Source organism: Brevibacterium metallidurans (genome assembly GCF_037101285.1).
Lineage (GTDB): Bacteria > Actinomycetota > Actinomycetes > Actinomycetales > Brevibacteriaceae > Brevibacterium > Brevibacterium metallidurans.
The window spans coordinates 137,834-152,094 of the sequence record NZ_BAAAAF010000003.1 but is presented as its reverse complement, the minus strand read 5'-3'; the positions used below and the strand labels follow the sequence as shown (position 1 = coordinate 152,094).

At 69.3% G+C, this 14,261-nt stretch carries 12 protein-coding genes and 1 riboswitch; of the genes, 2 read left to right on the top strand and 10 right to left on the bottom strand.

Annotation, left to right across the window (positions count from 1 at the left end; translation table 11 throughout):
* Together AACX88_RS05525 and AACX88_RS05520 are read left to right on the top strand one after the other, a co-directional pair.
* The gene (locus tag AACX88_RS05525; RefSeq protein WP_339392101.1) at positions 1–1,191 is read left to right on the top strand and encodes a cysteine desulfurase family protein; all 1,191 of its coding nucleotides are present in this window, start codon (positions 1–3) and stop codon (positions 1,189–1,191) included.
* 172 nt (positions 1,192–1,363) lie between these two features.
* On the top strand, positions 1,364–1,576 hold the full coding sequence (locus tag AACX88_RS05520) for a hypothetical protein (RefSeq protein WP_339392100.1): 213 nt from the start codon (positions 1,364–1,366) through the stop codon (positions 1,574–1,576).
* Between the two features lie 35 nt (positions 1,577–1,611).
* On the opposite strand, the gene AACX88_RS05515 is transcribed toward AACX88_RS05520, so the two are convergent.
* The 10 genes from AACX88_RS05515 to AACX88_RS05470 all read right to left on the bottom strand — a co-directional run bounded on the left by AACX88_RS05515 (position 1,612) and on the right by AACX88_RS05470 (position 13,886).
* Positions 1,612–2,334, bottom strand: a complete 723-nt coding sequence (locus tag AACX88_RS05515) for a TenA family protein (RefSeq protein WP_339392099.1) — start codon at positions 2,332–2,334, stop codon at positions 1,612–1,614.
* Between the two features lie 101 nt (positions 2,335–2,435).
* On the bottom strand, positions 2,436–3,302 hold the full coding sequence (thiD, locus tag AACX88_RS05510) for a bifunctional hydroxymethylpyrimidine kinase/phosphomethylpyrimidine kinase (RefSeq protein WP_339392098.1): 867 nt from the start codon (positions 3,300–3,302) through the stop codon (positions 2,436–2,438).
* Entirely contained in the window at positions 3,299–3,997 is a 699-nt protein-coding gene (thiE, locus tag AACX88_RS05505; RefSeq protein WP_339392097.1) for a thiamine phosphate synthase, read from the bottom strand. The genes thiD and thiE overlap by 4 nt, the downstream gene beginning before the upstream one ends.
* Positions 3,994–4,854 (bottom strand): hydroxyethylthiazole kinase, encoded by an 861-nt coding sequence (gene thiM, locus AACX88_RS05500; RefSeq protein WP_339392096.1) that lies wholly within the window; start codon positions 4,852–4,854, stop codon positions 3,994–3,996. Before thiM ends, thiE begins: the two co-directional genes overlap by 4 nt.
* A riboswitch (TPP riboswitch) is annotated at positions 4,842–4,943 on the bottom strand. It overlaps the preceding gene by 13 nt.
* A gap of 185 nt (positions 4,944–5,128) precedes the next feature.
* Positions 5,129–6,340, bottom strand: a complete 1,212-nt coding sequence (locus AACX88_RS05495; protein ID WP_339392095.1) for a sugar ABC transporter permease — start codon at positions 6,338–6,340, stop codon at positions 5,129–5,131.
* Entirely contained in the window at positions 6,337–7,152 is an 816-nt protein-coding gene (locus AACX88_RS05490; RefSeq protein ID WP_339392094.1) for an ATP-binding cassette domain-containing protein, read from the bottom strand. The genes AACX88_RS05495 and AACX88_RS05490 overlap by 4 nt, the downstream gene beginning before the upstream one ends.
* A 6-nt stretch (positions 7,153–7,158) precedes the next feature.
* Entirely contained in the window at positions 7,159–8,286 is a 1,128-nt protein-coding gene (locus AACX88_RS05485; protein WP_339392093.1) for a substrate-binding domain-containing protein, read from the bottom strand.
* 108 nt (positions 8,287–8,394) lie between these two features.
* Complete coding sequence (locus tag AACX88_RS05480; RefSeq protein ID WP_339392092.1) at positions 8,395–9,462, bottom strand: LacI family DNA-binding transcriptional regulator; 1,068 nt, start codon at positions 9,460–9,462, stop codon at positions 8,395–8,397.
* Between the two features lie 183 nt (positions 9,463–9,645).
* Positions 9,646–12,297 (bottom strand): GNAT family N-acetyltransferase, encoded by a 2,652-nt coding sequence (locus tag AACX88_RS05475; protein WP_339392091.1) that lies wholly within the window; start codon positions 12,295–12,297, stop codon positions 9,646–9,648.
* Entirely contained in the window at positions 12,294–13,886 is a 1,593-nt protein-coding gene (locus AACX88_RS05470; protein WP_339392090.1) for a lysine N(6)-hydroxylase/L-ornithine N(5)-oxygenase family protein, read from the bottom strand. The genes AACX88_RS05475 and AACX88_RS05470 overlap by 4 nt, the downstream gene beginning before the upstream one ends.
* Positions 13,887–14,261: the final 375 nt, after the last annotated feature.

The following is a 14,261-nucleotide window of genomic DNA, read 5'->3' as shown; positions in this document are numbered from 1 at the left end:
ATGGATCAGCTCTACCTCGACACGGCGGCGAGCGCGCCCGTGCGGCGCGAAGCACTCGAGGCGGCATGGCCGTACCTCGCGGGCGCCTTCGGCAATCCGTCGAGCCATCATGAGTTCGGGCGCGTCTCCTCCGAGGCCCTCGAGGATGCCCGTGCGCGGGTCGCGCGGGTGCTCGGGATGCGAAGCACGGACATCGTCTTCACCGGCGGGGGCACCGAGGCGGCGAATCTCGCGGTCATCGGCATGGCCCTCGGCGGGCTTCCCGACGCCACCGCATCGGCAGGGACGGATTCCGAACGCCGTCATATCGTCACTTCCCCGCTCGAGCACGAGGCGGTGCTCGCCTCGGCGGAATACCTCCGCCGACGTCACGGCTTCGCAGTCTCCTTCGTCGATGTCGAATCCGATGGGACGGTGACGCCCGAGGCGCTGCGGGCGGCGCTGCGGGAGGACACCGCGGTCGTCAGCCTCGGGTATGCGAACAACGAGATCGGCACGGTCGCCGACGTCTCGACCCTCGCCGGGGTCGCCCACTCCGTCGGTGCCCACGTCCACACCGATGCCGTGCAGGCCGCCGGCTGGCTGCCGCTGGCCGGGCTCGGCGTCGACGCGATCACACTGGCCGGGCACAAGGTCGGGGCGCCGAAGGGCATCGGGGCGGCGGCGATCCGCGCGCGGATCCCCGTCGAACCGCTCATCCACGGGGGCGGGCAGGAGTCGGGTCGGCGGTCGGGCACGGAGAACGTCGCCCTCGCCGTCGCGTTCGCCACCGCGCTTGAACTCACCGAGGCCGAACGCGTCGACGCAGCCCGGCGTGTGGCCCTGATCAGGGATGACTTCATCGCCGAGGTGCTCGCCCAGGTGCCCGGGGTGATCCTCACGGGCGCCCAGCCGACGGGCAGTGGGAGTACGCGGAATCCGAATCATGCGTCGTTCTGCTTCTCCCGCACGAGCGGGGAGGCGGTGCTGCTCGAGCTGGAGCGGCTCGGCGTGACGGCGTCGAGCGGGTCGGCGTGTGCGGTCGGGTCGGATGAGCCCTCCCATGTGCTGCTGGCGCTCGGCATCGACGCCGAGGTGGCGAAGACGAGTGTGCGCTTCACCTTTCCCGCGTCGATCACCGCCGAGCAGGGGGCGGCAGCATCAGCGGCCGTCGTCGAGGCGGCGACCCGTCTCAGCCTCGCGTTCTCCTGAGTCCTCGGGTACCTCCTGAGGCCGCGCCCGCCCCAGCCGCCGGAACCTCGCCTCCTCACCCCACGCAGTGCGCGAAAAGGCCACAGATGTGCGATTGGCCCCTTTCCACCGCGCCACTGCGGAGAGACACTGGAATCCAGGATTTCACTGCGGTTGCGAGGGGGTTTTCGTCATGGATCTGCTGATCGTCACCATCATGGGAGTCGGCTTCGCTGCGGTCGTCTTCTTCGTCGGACGAATCGCCTGCCCGCCGCGTGATCGTGTGCCGCTGACCCAGGTCGACCGGGTCATCCTCTGGACCACCCTGTGCCGCGGGTGGATGGCGCTCGGCCAGCTGGGTCCGCTCACCCGCATCGTCGACGACCGCCGCGAAGGCACAGCGTAGGAGGGTTCCCGAGCCAGGCACCCGCCCTGCGCGCCTCACACCGCGAAGACCGCGGCGTCCCAGGTCTGCATCGCGTGCGCCGAGGCCCAGAAGTGGAGTTCGTAGACGCAGGCGCGTTCGAAGGCGGCCCGCATCCGGGTCACCTCGTCCTCGGGCACCCGCTCGAGCTCCCGTTCGAGGATCGTCACGGCCTTCCTGGTCGACTCGTCGAACTCCGGGGAGTCGTAGGTCTGCACCCAGGTGCGGTACGGGTGGTTCTCGCTCATCGCCCCGGCGCGTTCGATGAGCACCTTGCCCATGTGCGCGTACACCCAGAAGCACGGCAGCACCCCGGCGACGCCCTCCCCGTAGGACCGGGTCGCCGAGGTGGCGACGAGGAAGGACACGTACCCGAGCGTCGTCGGCGAGGCTCCCAACCGGTCGTTCGCCTCGAGGTCGTTCAGCGCCTGCCCGAGACGGGCATCGGAGAGGAGCTGAGCGTGCATGTCCTCTTCGACCGTGATCGCCTCCGCCGCCGAGGTGGACCAGAACCGGGACTCGTCCCGATCCGTGGTCTTCCCCGCGAGGAAGGACATTGCCTTCGCATACCCGCTGAGGTAGATGCTGTCCTGGTTGATGTAGTTCGCGAACGCCACGGGGTCGAGGCTGCCGTCGGCGAGCTGGGTGAGGAACGGCAGCGACTCGATCTCTTCGATGAGCGGGCGCACGTGCTCCCAGAGTTCGGTGGTGTTCGGGCCGACGGCGAAGTTCGTGGTCATCAGTGAGTCTCCTCGGGTCGTAGGTGATCGTCGCAGAATGGTGCCCGCTCCGCTGAGCGGCAGCGCTCTCCGGGCGGTTCGGGGTGGATGGGCTGCCGGTCTCAGCGCCTGGTGATGTCGACCTGGTGGTCGACGGGTCCGTGCGCACCGGCGGGGTCAAGGCTGACCTGCCAGTCCGCCGCCGAGGCGAGTGCCCGGGCGAGGAAGTCCAGGCCCCGTTCGACGGCACCGCGGACCTGTTCGGGGCTCAGCCGGGAGCCGGGAGCCGCCTGCCGGAGCACGGCCGCCTCGGCGGTGATCGCCGCCGAGAGCGTGCACCCGGTGCCGTGCGTGTTCGCCGTCGCGATCCGGGGGTGCGCGAACTCGGTGATCTCACCGTCCGAGGTGACGAGGATGTCGGCGACCTCTCCGTCGCGCGCGTGCCCGCCCTTGAGCAGCACCGCCTGCGCCCCACGGGCCACGAGCTCCCGCGCCTGCTCGCGCATCTGCCCCGGAGTCTGCGCTTCGTCGACGTCGTCGCCGAGGAGGAGAGCCGCCTCGGGGAGGTTCGGGGTGATGAGGTCGGCCACCGGGAGCAGGCGGGTGCGCACGGACTCAACGGCGTCGGCTTCGAGGAGCCGGTGCCCGGAGGTCGCGACCATGACCGGGTCGACGGTGAAGAACCCTAGGTCCGAGGTCGAGGCCCGGTCGACGACGAGGTCGACGAGCGAGCGCGAACCGAGCATTCCGGTCTTCGTCGCATCGACGGGCATGTCATTGAGGACGCTGTCGAGCTCATCGGTGACGAAGTCCTCGTCGATCGGGTAGACCCGGGAGACGCCGTGCGTGTTCTGGGCGACGAGCGCGGTGATCGCCGTGGTCCCGAGCACGCCGAGGGCGGTGAACGTCTTGAGGTCGGCGTGGATGCCCGCTCCCCCGCTCGGGTCGGTGCCGGCGATCGAGAGCGCGATCGGCGGGCGCACACTCATACCGCTCCCCCGTCCCCGTAGGCGGCGAGCAGTTCGGCCGCGGCGAGTTCGGGGTCGGCGGCGCGGCAGATCGCCGAGACGACGCAGACGCCGATGAGACCCAGGCCGCGCAGGTCCGGGACGCGTGTCGCGTCGATCCCGCCGATCGCCACCGCGGGCAGTCCTGCCTGTGAGACGAGTTCGCCGAGGCGGTCCGGGCCGATCCCGGCCGGTGCGTCGGCCTTCGTCGTCGTGTCGAAGACGGGGCCGATGCCGACGAGGTCGACCGCTCCGGTGGCCCGGGCTGCGGCGAATTCGGCGTCCTCGGCGGCCGAGAGACCCACGAGCGGTGCGTCGCCGAGGAGGGCGCGCACCTCGGCGACGGGGGTGTCGGACTGGCCGACGTGGATGTGGACGTCCGTGCCCTCCTCGCGCAGACGCCCGGCGACGGCCACCCGGTCGTTGAGGAAGACGGGGACCCGGCGGTCGGTGCCGGCCACCGCCTCGGCGACGGCGGCGACGACCTCACGGGTGAGGACGAGGAACTCGGTGTCGTCGATGTCCTTGTCCCGGACCTGGACGATGCCGACCCCGCCGGCGACCGCGGAGCGCACGGTCTCGGCCACCGTCCGACCGGCCTCGGCGCACTGCGCGGAGTCGGTGACGAGGTAGAGGCGGGTGTCGATGCCGGCGAGGCGGTCGAGTGCCGCGCTCATGCCGCCGTCACCGCGACGCGGGAGCGGGCGATGCGGTCGTCGTCGGTGGTGAAGAGGGCGTCGAGGAAGTTCATGGCGTACCGGCCCGGACCCAGTGCCCCGGTCGCGGCGGCCTCACCGGCCACGGCGAAATGCGCGTGGGCGGCGACGACGGCGGTGAACCTCTCGAGCGCTCCCACGCCTGCCGGTCCGGCCTGCGAACTCGTCCCCGCCGGAGGGACCGCGGCGAGGTAGGCGGTGGTGACGGCGCCGAGCGAGCACCCGGTGCCGATGACGAGCGGCATGAACGCGTGTCCGCCGTCGATGCGGGCGACATGGTCGACCCCGTCGATGTGGGCGACGACGGCGTCACGGGCACCCGAGACGGCGACGATCGCGCCGGTCGCGCGGGCGAGGTCGGCGGCGGCGGGGAGCACGGCGTCGACTTCGTCGGTGGATTCGACTCCGCGCCCGCCGGCACCGGCGCCGGCCAGTGCCGCGATCTCCGAGGCGTTGCCGCGGATCGCGGTGGGTCCGGCGGCAGCGGCCCGGCGGATCCGGGTGGTGCGGAAATCGGCGGCACCGATGCTCACCGGGTCGAGGACCCAGGGTTTCGCATCGGCGGTGACGGCTTCGATCGCGGCGTCGGCGGCGAGGAACTGCTGGTTCGTCGCCGTGCCGAAGTTGATCAGCAGCCCGCCGGCGAGGTGGGCGAACTGTGCGGCGTCGGCGTCGTGGTCGAGCATCGCCGGAGACGCCCCGACAGCGAGCAGCACGTTCGCACTGAACTGCTGCACGACGGTGTTCGTGATGCATTGGATGAGCGGGTTCGACGCGCGCAGACGTGCGTGCGCCGACGACAGATCGAGGTCGGTCATGACGATCCCTTCGCTAGCATGGCCCAGATCAGGTTCGATGGGTGTCCTCTCAGCCCGGCGCGATTCCCCGGGCACCCCATGTCATTGCCTTCGACTGTATCAGGATCGCCGAGGCGCCGGTGACGCGGGCAGCGCACGCGTGGGCCGCGCGGTTCACGGGTCCCACCACCGCCGAGACCGCCACTTCGCGCCGAGACCGCACGTCTGGAGGTGCGGTCTCGGCGCGAACTGGCGGTCTCGGTGAATTCGAGCTGCCGTGCGCCCGCCTCGGCGACTATCCCCTGCCGACGTAGCGCTGACCGCGCCGACTGACCGCGTCGATGACGACGGCGGTGAGGAGGACGAGGGCCGTGATGATCTGCTGCGCGTCGGAGTTGAAGCCGATGAGGTAGAGGCCGTTGTTGATGGCGCCGACGACGAACGCCCCGAGCACCGCCGCCCAGGCCGTGCCGCGTCCGCCGAAGAGGGAGGTGCCGCCGATGACGGCCGCGGCGATCGCATTGAGCAGATCCTGGGTCGCCACGAGCGTCGACCCGGCGTTCGTCGTCACTCCGGCCTTGACGAAGCCGAAGAGGGCGGCGAGGACGCCGGCGGTCATGAAGACGCTGATGCGCACCCATGTCACCCGGATGCCCGCCCGCCGCGCGGCCTCGACCTTGCCGCCGACGGCGTAGATCGAACGCCCGTAGCGCGTCTTGCGCAGCACGAGGTCGATGACGATCGCGATGACCATCATGAGGAAGAACGGCAGGGCGAGACCGAAGTCCTGGTTGACGAGGATGAGGAAGCCGAAGACGATCGCCGTGAGCAGCACGATGCGGACGATGACGGCCAGCCAGCTCGCACTGTCGAGCCCCTGCGCATGGCGCCGCAGCTTCGAGTAGACGAGGCCCGCGGCGAACCCGATGACCGCGATCGCCCCGAAGACGTACGCCCAGATCGCCGGGAAGTAGTAGCTGGCGAAGTCGAAGGCGAAGGTGTCGGCCATCGAGAGGTTCTTCTGGGTGCCGAGCACGGTGAGGGTGAGCCCCGTGAACGCGAGGAGGCCGGCGAGAGTGACGACGAAGGCGGGGATGCCGACGACGGCGAAGAACCAGCCCTGGATCGCCCCGACGACGAGGCCGAGGAGCAGGATGATCGTCAGCGCGATGACCGGCGGCACGTCCTGCCGGACGACGAGCACACCGAGCACCGAGGCCGCGAGCCCGCCGAGCTGCGCGAGCGAGAGGTCGATCTCCCCGAGGAGGAGGATGAGGTTGATGCCGAGCGCGAGGATCGCCAGGTAGGCGACCTGCGTGGAGAGGTTGACGAGGTTGGCCGGGGAGAGGAAGTTGCTGTTCGCCGACTGGAAGACGACGACGATGACGATGAGCGCGAGGATGACGGGGAACGAGCCGAGCTGGCCCTCCTTGATCCGCCGGAAGAAGGTGCGCACGAACCCCTCGTCGGAGATCCGTTCGTCGGTGATGAACGAGCTGCGGGTCATCGGCGCTCACCCCTCCTCGCCGCACGCTGGGTCACGACGTTGTCGTTGGCGCCGGTGATGGCGGCGATGAGCACATCCGTGCGTTCGTCACCGGGGAAGTCCCCGGCGTCCCTGCCCAGGCGCAGCACGTGGACGCGGTCGCAGACGGCTTGGACGTCGGCCATGTTGTGGCTGACGAGGAGCACCCCGAGATCACGGTCCCGGAGGCGTTCGATGAGGTTGAGCACCTCGGCGGTCTGGGCGACTCCGAGGGCGGCGGTCGGTTCGTCGAGCATGACGATGGAGGGTTCGCCGAGGAGGGACCGGGCGATCGCGACCGTCTGCCGCTGTCCCCCGGAGAGGGCGGCGATGGGCACGCGCACGCTCGGGATCTTCGCCGAGAGACTGCGCAGGAGCTCCCACGACTTCGCCTCCATGGTCACTTCGTCGAGGACGCCGCCGCGGGTGGCCTCATGGCCGAGGAAGAGGTTGGCGACGACGTCGAGGTTCTCGCACAGGGAGAGGTCCTGGAACACCGTGGCGACCCCGGCCTTCTGGGCGTCCTTCGGTGAGGAGAACCGCTGTGGGCGCCCGCCCATGCGGATCTCGCCTTCGTCGGCGCCGTGGACGCCGGCGATGATCTTGATGAGCGTCGACTTGCCGGCGCCGTTGTCGCCGACGAGGCCGACGACCTCGCCGCGGCCGATGGTGAGGTTGATGTCGGTGAGCGCCTGGACGGCACCGAAGCGTTTGGCGATGCCGCGCAGTTCGAGCACTGGGTCCCCCGACGCCCGCCCGGAAGCGGGCGTCGGGTCATTCGTCTGGGAAGTCATCGGGGCCTATTCGATTCCGGCGTCTTGGCAGAGCTTCTTATCGATTCCCTTGCAGATGTCCGAGGCCTTGATCTGGTCGCCGACGATGTCCTTGATCGTGTCCTTCGTGACGACCTTGGCCTCGACAAAGTCGGTCGGGGTGTCCTTGTACGTCGTCGCGGCCTTCGGCTCCTCCCCTCCGGCCAGGGCGATCGCAGCCTTGGCGGCGAACTCGGCCTGCGGTGGGATCGACTTGTAGATCGTCGCGTACTGTTCGCCCTTAAGGATGTTCTGCAGGCCGTCGACCTCGGCGTCCTGGCCGGTGACGACGGGGTCCTGCTTGGCCTTCGTCGTCGCGGCGAGCACTCCGCCGGCGGTGCCGTCGTTGGCGGCGTAGATGGCGATCGGCTTCTGACCACCGCCCTGGAGCTGACCTTCGACCCACTGTCGGGCGTCGTCGGGATTCCAGTCGAGGGTGTCGTGGTCGGCGGCGATGTCGACACCTGCTGATCTGAGCGTCTCCTCGGCACCGGCCTTGAAGTCGGCGGCGTTGGGGTCCTTCGGGTCGCCGTTGACCATCCACACCGGTCCTGACTTCGGGTCGACGCCCTTGGCCTTGAGACCGTCGAGGAGCGCTTGGCCCTGGAGGTTGCCGATCTTCTTGTTGTCGAACGAGGTGTAGTAATCAGCGCCCTCGAAGAAGCGGTCGTAGGAGACGACGGGGATCTGCTTCGCTTCGGCCTTCGCCAGTGAGGAGGCGACTGCCGAGGCGTCGACGGGGTCGAGGACGATGACGTCGACGCCTTCGGTGACAGCCGCTTCGAACTGCTGCTGCTGTTGGGAGGCGTCCTGGTTGGCGTTGCGATATTCGACCTTGGCGTCGGGATTGGCCTCGGCGACGTACTTCTCGAAGTTGGGTTTGTCGAGGGATTCGTATCGGGTCGTCTTCGACTCGGGCAGGAGCAGGGCGATCGTCACGTCGCCGTCGGAGCCGGAACCGGAGCCCGCTTCGTCGTTGCCCTGGCCCTTCTGGTTGCCGCAGCCGGTGAGTGCGAGAGCGGAGATCGCAACGGCGGCGCCGACGACGGTGAGGCGACGATGAAGCCTGCTCGGCCTGGTCGCCGACGATGATCCACGGGGGTGAGAAGTGCGCATTCTCGGAACCTTTCCTCATTCTGACAACGTTGTCAGGTTGGTAGACATATTTCGCCCACCGAGGAGGTTTGTCAACTGTCCGCGCGGAAATCTCCGCGCTGCACGCACTCAGCGCCCGGTGGCCTGGCGAGGTGACTCCTCACCGCTGCCGCGGCGGATGAGCCGCACCCTGGTCAGGCCGTCCTGCGAGGTCAGCAGGGGTATCGACCCTGTGCCGGGGAGGTGCCGGCGGTCGCCGGAGAGGACCCGGACCGCCTCGGCGGACATCGCATCGACGTCCGGGTCGACGACGGTGACGTCGAGGAGATCCGCTCCGGGGAAGTCGTCGATGCCGACGACGGCCGGCCACTGGTCGAGGCGGCGGCTGGCATCGATGGCGCCCATCGTCACCGTGGCCGAGAGGGTGATGAGGGCGGTCGGGGCGGCACGGGACCCGAGCAGCGCGGCGACGACGTTCTTCGCGCTCGACTGGTCGTGGGCCCCTTCGTCGAGGTAAGCGCGCCAGCCGATGTCCCTGCGGTCGGCGAGGACCTCGCGGATGCCGGCGAGCCGGCGGACCTGGGATTCGATGAGGGCGCGGTCGCCGATGACGCCGATGCTGATGTGACCGTGGCGCACGAGCTGTTCGGCGGCACGCCGCCCCGCGGCGACGTCGTCAGCGGCGATCGTCGTGATGCCCAGCCCCGCGACGGCCGGATCGAGGGAGACGACGGCGACCTCGCCGGTGCCCGCCGAGGAGGATCCGCCTGAGGCTTGGGCGTAGATGTCCGCAGATTCCGGTTGGGAGCACACGACGCAGATGCCGGACATGTCCCCGCCCCGACAGTCGTCGACGAAGGCGCGTTCGAGTGCGGGATCCCCGCCGGTCACGGTGACGACGGGGCGCAGGCCGTGGACGGCGAGGTCGCGTTCGAGGCGAGCGAGGATCCGCACCTGGAGAGGATCATCCATATCGGAGAGCACGACGCCGATGTAGGGTGACCGGCTGCCTTCACGCAGTCGGCGAGCCGCGGAGTTGAGGCGGAAGCCGAGCTCGGCGGCCGCGGTCTCCACCTTGGCCGCGGTCGCACTGGCGACGTGCTTCTCCCCGTTGAGTACCCGGGAGGCCGTCTTGATGCTCACACCGGCGCGCTCGGCGACCGTGGCCAGGGTCGGCCGGTCGTGCTGCTTGACCATGTGTGCGCCTTCGGGACAGTCCGGGGCACCGACCCCGGCGGCCGCCTCGAGGCAGGCGACCGTGGGATCGATGATAGCCCGACGGCCTGGAGTTCGGACTCACCTCCAGCCCACTTCGATCTCGAGGGCTCAGTTCGTGAACTGCGCCCTCGAGATCGAAGTGAGCCCGAAGCGCTCTCCGCGTCAGCGGCCCACGGGGTTGCGCATCGTGCCCGCGTAGATGAGCGAGTCCGCCTGGTTGCCGATGTCGACCATCTGCGTCGTGTTGCGCAGCTGCAGGCGGTTGAGGCACGAGTGTTTGAACCGTCCGGTGCGCAGGTCGATGTCACCGGCGAGCCCACGGGCCGTGTCCGGATGCTCGGACTCGTAACGCTCGAGCACCTCGGCGACGAGCGACCAGAACCGGTCCGAGGCGAGGACGCCGTCGACCTCGAGGATCCCCGCCAGGTGGCGCAGCACACCGTCGAAGACGTCGGTGAAGATCGACAGCGCCTTCGCCTCACCGGGAACGACGGCGCGGATCCGCTCAATCTCGGGCGGCAGACTCCCCTGCCCGAGGTAGGCGACCTCTTCGCCGATGTCCTTCATGAACACACCCGTGACCAGGTCGTCCTCCAGGACGAGGATGAGGTTCTCCCCGTGCGGCATGAACACGAGATCATGGGCCAGCAGCGCGTGAACGAGCGGTTCGAGGTAGGCCCGCAGGTACGAACGCACCCACTCCTCGGCGCTAGCGCCTGAGCGGCGGATGAGCGCGCTGACCAGGGCATCTCCGCGGTGGTCGCGGTGGAGAAGAGCGGCCATCGTCATCGTCCGCTGCCCGCCGACGAGCAGCGGCAGCGGGTTCTCGCGCCACAGGGCTGCGAGCATCTTCCGGTGCGGATTGGTCTCACGCGTGCGGTGGTAGACGTCGCCGGTGTACCCGATCGCGCTGCGTTCGCGCAGGAGTCGGAAGCCGTGGTCGGCGAACGTCGCATCCTCGGCGACGAGGCGGGCCACCCAGTCGTTGATCGCCGGGGTGTCACGCATGTACGTCGGCGAGAGCCCGCGGAGGAAGCCCATGTTCTGCACCGCGAGCGCGACCTTCGCATACGGGGCACCGGCACGCGAGTGGTTGAAGAACGTCCGCAGCGACTGCTGCGCCTGATGCTCATCGAGCCCGGACCCGAGCGGGGTGAGATCGCCCCGGGCGATGTCGGCGGCGAAGGTGATCGCCAGCCGGTGGTCGGCCTGCCACGGGTGGATCGGCATGAGGTGGACGTCGTCGAGACTGCGCCCGGCCGCGCCGAGGCGGTCGGCGAAGAGGGTGCGCTCATCGTCGCTGAGTGCCCACTCGAGGTGGCTCACCTCATTAAGTCCGGCACCAACGGACAGGTGCGCGTGCTCCCGGTTCACGGCCACCCACTCGAGACGGTTGAGCCGCCCGGTCTCCGGTGCCCAACGACGGTAGTCGCTGAGCGCGAAGCCGATGCGACCGTTGTTGGCGAGGAAACCCGGATGCCCCTCGGTCATCGCCGCCTCGACCGTCTGGAAGTCGGCATCGAGGAGACCCTCCACGTCCGGTCGCGTTCCCTGCCGGGCCTCCGTGAGCTTGAAAGCACCTCCGGCAAGCGTCGAGGCAAGCTCCTCAAGGTAGGTCGAGACGAGGTCCTCAGGCAGGCCGAGTCCGTCCTGGAGTTCGAGGACGAGCTCCTGGACGTCGAGGTTGATCGGATGCCCGTCGCGGTAGCGCATGATGCTCGCCTCATCAATGGCCCAGTGTTCGAGCGGAAGCACCCGGGCATCGAAGGTGTAGTGGACGACGGGCGCCGGGATCAGCGGCTGTGGTTCGGTGCCGGAGTCGTTCTCGCCGTCACCCTGGTCCGCGGTCGGGATCGCGAGCACCCAGGCCTCGGGTCCATGTTCGGGCGTGTGACGTGGGGCGATGAGCCGTTCGTGGGCGAATTCGGCGATCGCCTTGGCGACGAGATGACGGCTGACGACCGCGAAGGCCTCCGGGGTGAGGTGCGCGTAGTCCTCCACCTCGAGGTGCGTGCCATCGGGTCGGTGGGCATTGTCGCCGAGGTGAGTCGCGGTGGTGCGCTGTCCCTCGCCGAGGTGGCCGAGGTGGTCGCCCGCCCCGATGCCGTCACCCACGACTTCGCCGTCCGTCCCGACGTTGTCGATCCAACCCGTGTCGACCAGGCCGGCGAGACGGCTGGCGGCGAAGTCGGTGCGGGTGCAGGTGCTCACGAGCGCCGTCTTCGTGCCATCTCCCATGGGCACCTCGGCCTCCCCGAGCACGCGGAACCCGGCCGCGGCATTCTTGGCATGGATCGCCTCGTTGCGGGCATCGGGTTCGACGACGACGCGCAGGCCGCCGCGACCGCCGAGTGTGCGCGGACGCAGGCAGAAGTCGATGACTGCGGCCATGACGGCGTCCGTGAGTCCGCGAATGCCGGGACCCTCGGGCGGGGCGACGAGGAGGTGCATGCCGATGTCACCGGGTCGCTCGGGAACCACCTCGGCGGGGATGAGGATCACCGGCGTGTAGGTCTCGACGTAGAACCGCGGGACACCGTCGACGAGTCCGATCCACCCGTTCTCATCTGCGGAGATGCGGATCGCCTCGAGGTAGCTGCGCACGGCGGGCTCGTCGAGTTCCGTCATCTGCCAGAAGTGCGAGCGTGGGTGGCTCAGCCAGGCGTGGACGTCCGCGGAGTGGCGGTCGGGGCGCAGCGGAAGGATCGTGATGTCCGGCGCCGAGGCGGTCGCCTCGCCGGGGGCGGTCCTCTTGCCGGGGGCGGTGAGCGGATCGGTCGTCTGCTGGCCGCTGGTGATCGTGTCGGTGCTCATGCGTGGGTCATCTCCTCGGTGCGGGCGTCGGTCGGATGGGCGCGGTTCGCGGTCGGACGGGCCAGGGCGGTGGAACGACCGGCACCGTCGGCGGATCGAACGTCGCGTTCGGCGAATTCATCGGTGCCGTCGGCGGATCGATCGGCACGGTGCGCACTCACCCCGGACACCGCCTCGGCGGAGGTCTCCGAGTCCGGGACCCCGAAGGTCTGGAACGCGATCGCGCGCTCGATCGGATAGGGTTCGCGGCCGGTGACATGGGCGAGCACGACCGAGGCACGCCACGGTCCGAAGCCGAGGTCGGGAGCGGTGACGCCGTGGGTGTGCTCTTCAACGCCGAGGACGTGAATCGTGCCTGCGTCGTCGACGGTGTAGTCGCGCCGCGCGTCGAGGCGGCCCTCGTCGTCGAGGCGGATGTCCTCGCCGAGCGGGGCGAGGAATCCCGGCAGGGATGACCGGTAACCGGTCGCGGCGACGACGGCACCGCTGCGGCGGGTGAAGGTCTCGCCGAGGAGGGTGTTCCGGAAGGTGAGCGCGTACTCGCCCGGCGCCCAGCCTCCCCGCAGGGGTTCTGCCGCGATGAGCTCGGCGTCGGTGAACAGGTTCGTCAGCAGCGCGCGTCCACCGCGGCTGAGTCGGTAGAGCGTGTCGTGGATGTCGTCGATGAGGTCGCCGCTGATGCCCTTGTAGAGGGTGCGCTGTTCGCGGCCGAGGCGTCGGCGCAGGTCATCGGGCAGGGCGCGGAAGTGGTCGGTGTACTCCGGCGAGGTCATCTCGAGGGTGAGCTTCGTGTACTCCATCGGGAAGAACCGCGGCGAGCGGGTCACCCAGTCCACGCGCACCCCGCGGGCTTCGGCGTCCTCGATGAGGTCGCGGTAGATCTCGGCCGCGGACTGCCCGCTGCCGACGATCGTCACGGACCCGCTCTCGAGCAGTGCCTCGCGGTGGTCGAGGTAGTCCGCGGTGTGGATGACGGGCCCGCCGTCGGCGGTGCCGAGGTCGCTCAGCGCCTCGGGTAGGACGGGTGCGGTGCCGACGCCGAGGACGATGTGGCGGGCGCGGTAGGTCTCCGTGGCCACGGTGCAGCCGGAGGGATCGGTCACCTCGGCGGTGACGGTATGGATTCCCTCGTCATCGGTCACCGAGGTGACCCTCCGGTTCCAGCGCAGGGTGTCCAGCTGTGCGGCGACCCACCGGCAGTACTCGTCGAATTCGGCGCGCAGGGGGTAGAAGGATTCGCGGATGTAGAACGGGTAGAGGCGGCCGCGGTCCTTGAGGAACTGGAGGAACGAGAAGCGCGAAGTGGGGTCGGCCATGGTGACGAGGTCGGCGAGGAAGGGCACCTGCACGGTGGCGCCTTCGATCATCATGCCCGGATGCCAGCGGAACTCCGGCCGCTGGTCGAGGAAGACGGCGTCGACGTCGGGCAGCGGGTCGGCGAGGGCGGCGAGACCGAGGCCGAAGGGCCCGATGCCGATGCCGACGATGTCGTGGATGTGGGTGTTGTCGCTGGTGACAGAGTCGCGGGCGGTGTTCGCGCGAGTCACGCGGTCGTGGGCGGGGTGGATCTCCGAGAGCGTTTCGTTCATGAGTGTTCGGCAGCCTCCTTCGGTATGCGGATCGGGTCGACCCGATCGCATTAGGGAAACCTACCCTAAGTCAGTGCGAAAATGTTGAGCGATCGTCACAGACGGCTCACTACAGAAGCACCCTTGCCGGAAACGCGTCTTCCCCGTCGCCCGGTCTCGCGGGGGTCAGAGGGGTCGAAATGACAACACTGCCTGCCCGAAAATATGCGACGTGATCCTCGTCACATGACAGGAGTGGTTGTGGTGGAATCGGCTCTGTCGGTGGGGTCGCCTGGGTCGGTGGAATCGGCCCTAACGGTGGAGTCGGCTGGGTCGGTGAATGCGCGACGCGGCCGCAGCCCGTGGTGGGACTGCGGCCGCGTCGTGTGCGATCGA

Coding starts and splice junctions, on each gene's coding strand:
- AACX88_RS05520 (WP_339392100.1), top strand. CDS start 1,364: ATGGATCTGCTGATCGTCACCATCATGGGAGTCGGCTTCGCTGCGGTC.
- AACX88_RS05470 (WP_339392090.1), bottom strand. CDS start 13,886: ATGAACGAAACGCTCTCGGAGATCCACCCCGCCCACGACCGCGTGACT.
- AACX88_RS05525 (WP_339392101.1), top strand. CDS start 1: ATGGATCAGCTCTACCTCGACACGGCGGCGAGCGCGCCCGTGCGGCGC.
- thiE (WP_339392097.1), bottom strand. CDS start 3,997: ATGAGCGCGGCACTCGACCGCCTCGCCGGCATCGACACCCGCCTCTAC.
- AACX88_RS05485 (WP_339392093.1), bottom strand. CDS start 8,286: ATGCGCACTTCTCACCCCCGTGGATCATCGTCGGCGACCAGGCCGAGC.
- AACX88_RS05475 (WP_339392091.1), bottom strand. CDS start 12,297: ATGAGCACCGACACGATCACCAGCGGCCAGCAGACGACCGATCCGCTC.
- AACX88_RS05515 (WP_339392099.1), bottom strand. CDS start 2,334: ATGACCACGAACTTCGCCGTCGGCCCGAACACCACCGAACTCTGGGAG.
- thiM (WP_339392096.1), bottom strand. CDS start 4,854: ATGACCGACCTCGATCTGTCGTCGGCGCACGCACGTCTGCGCGCGTCG.
- AACX88_RS05495 (WP_339392095.1), bottom strand. CDS start 6,340: ATGACCCGCAGCTCGTTCATCACCGACGAACGGATCTCCGACGAGGGG.
- thiD (WP_339392098.1), bottom strand. CDS start 3,302: ATGAGTGTGCGCCCGCCGATCGCGCTCTCGATCGCCGGCACCGACCCG.
- AACX88_RS05490 (WP_339392094.1), bottom strand. CDS start 7,152: ATGACTTCCCAGACGAATGACCCGACGCCCGCTTCCGGGCGGGCGTCG.
- AACX88_RS05480 (WP_339392092.1), bottom strand. CDS start 9,462: ATGGTCAAGCAGCACGACCGGCCGACCCTGGCCACGGTCGCCGAGCGC.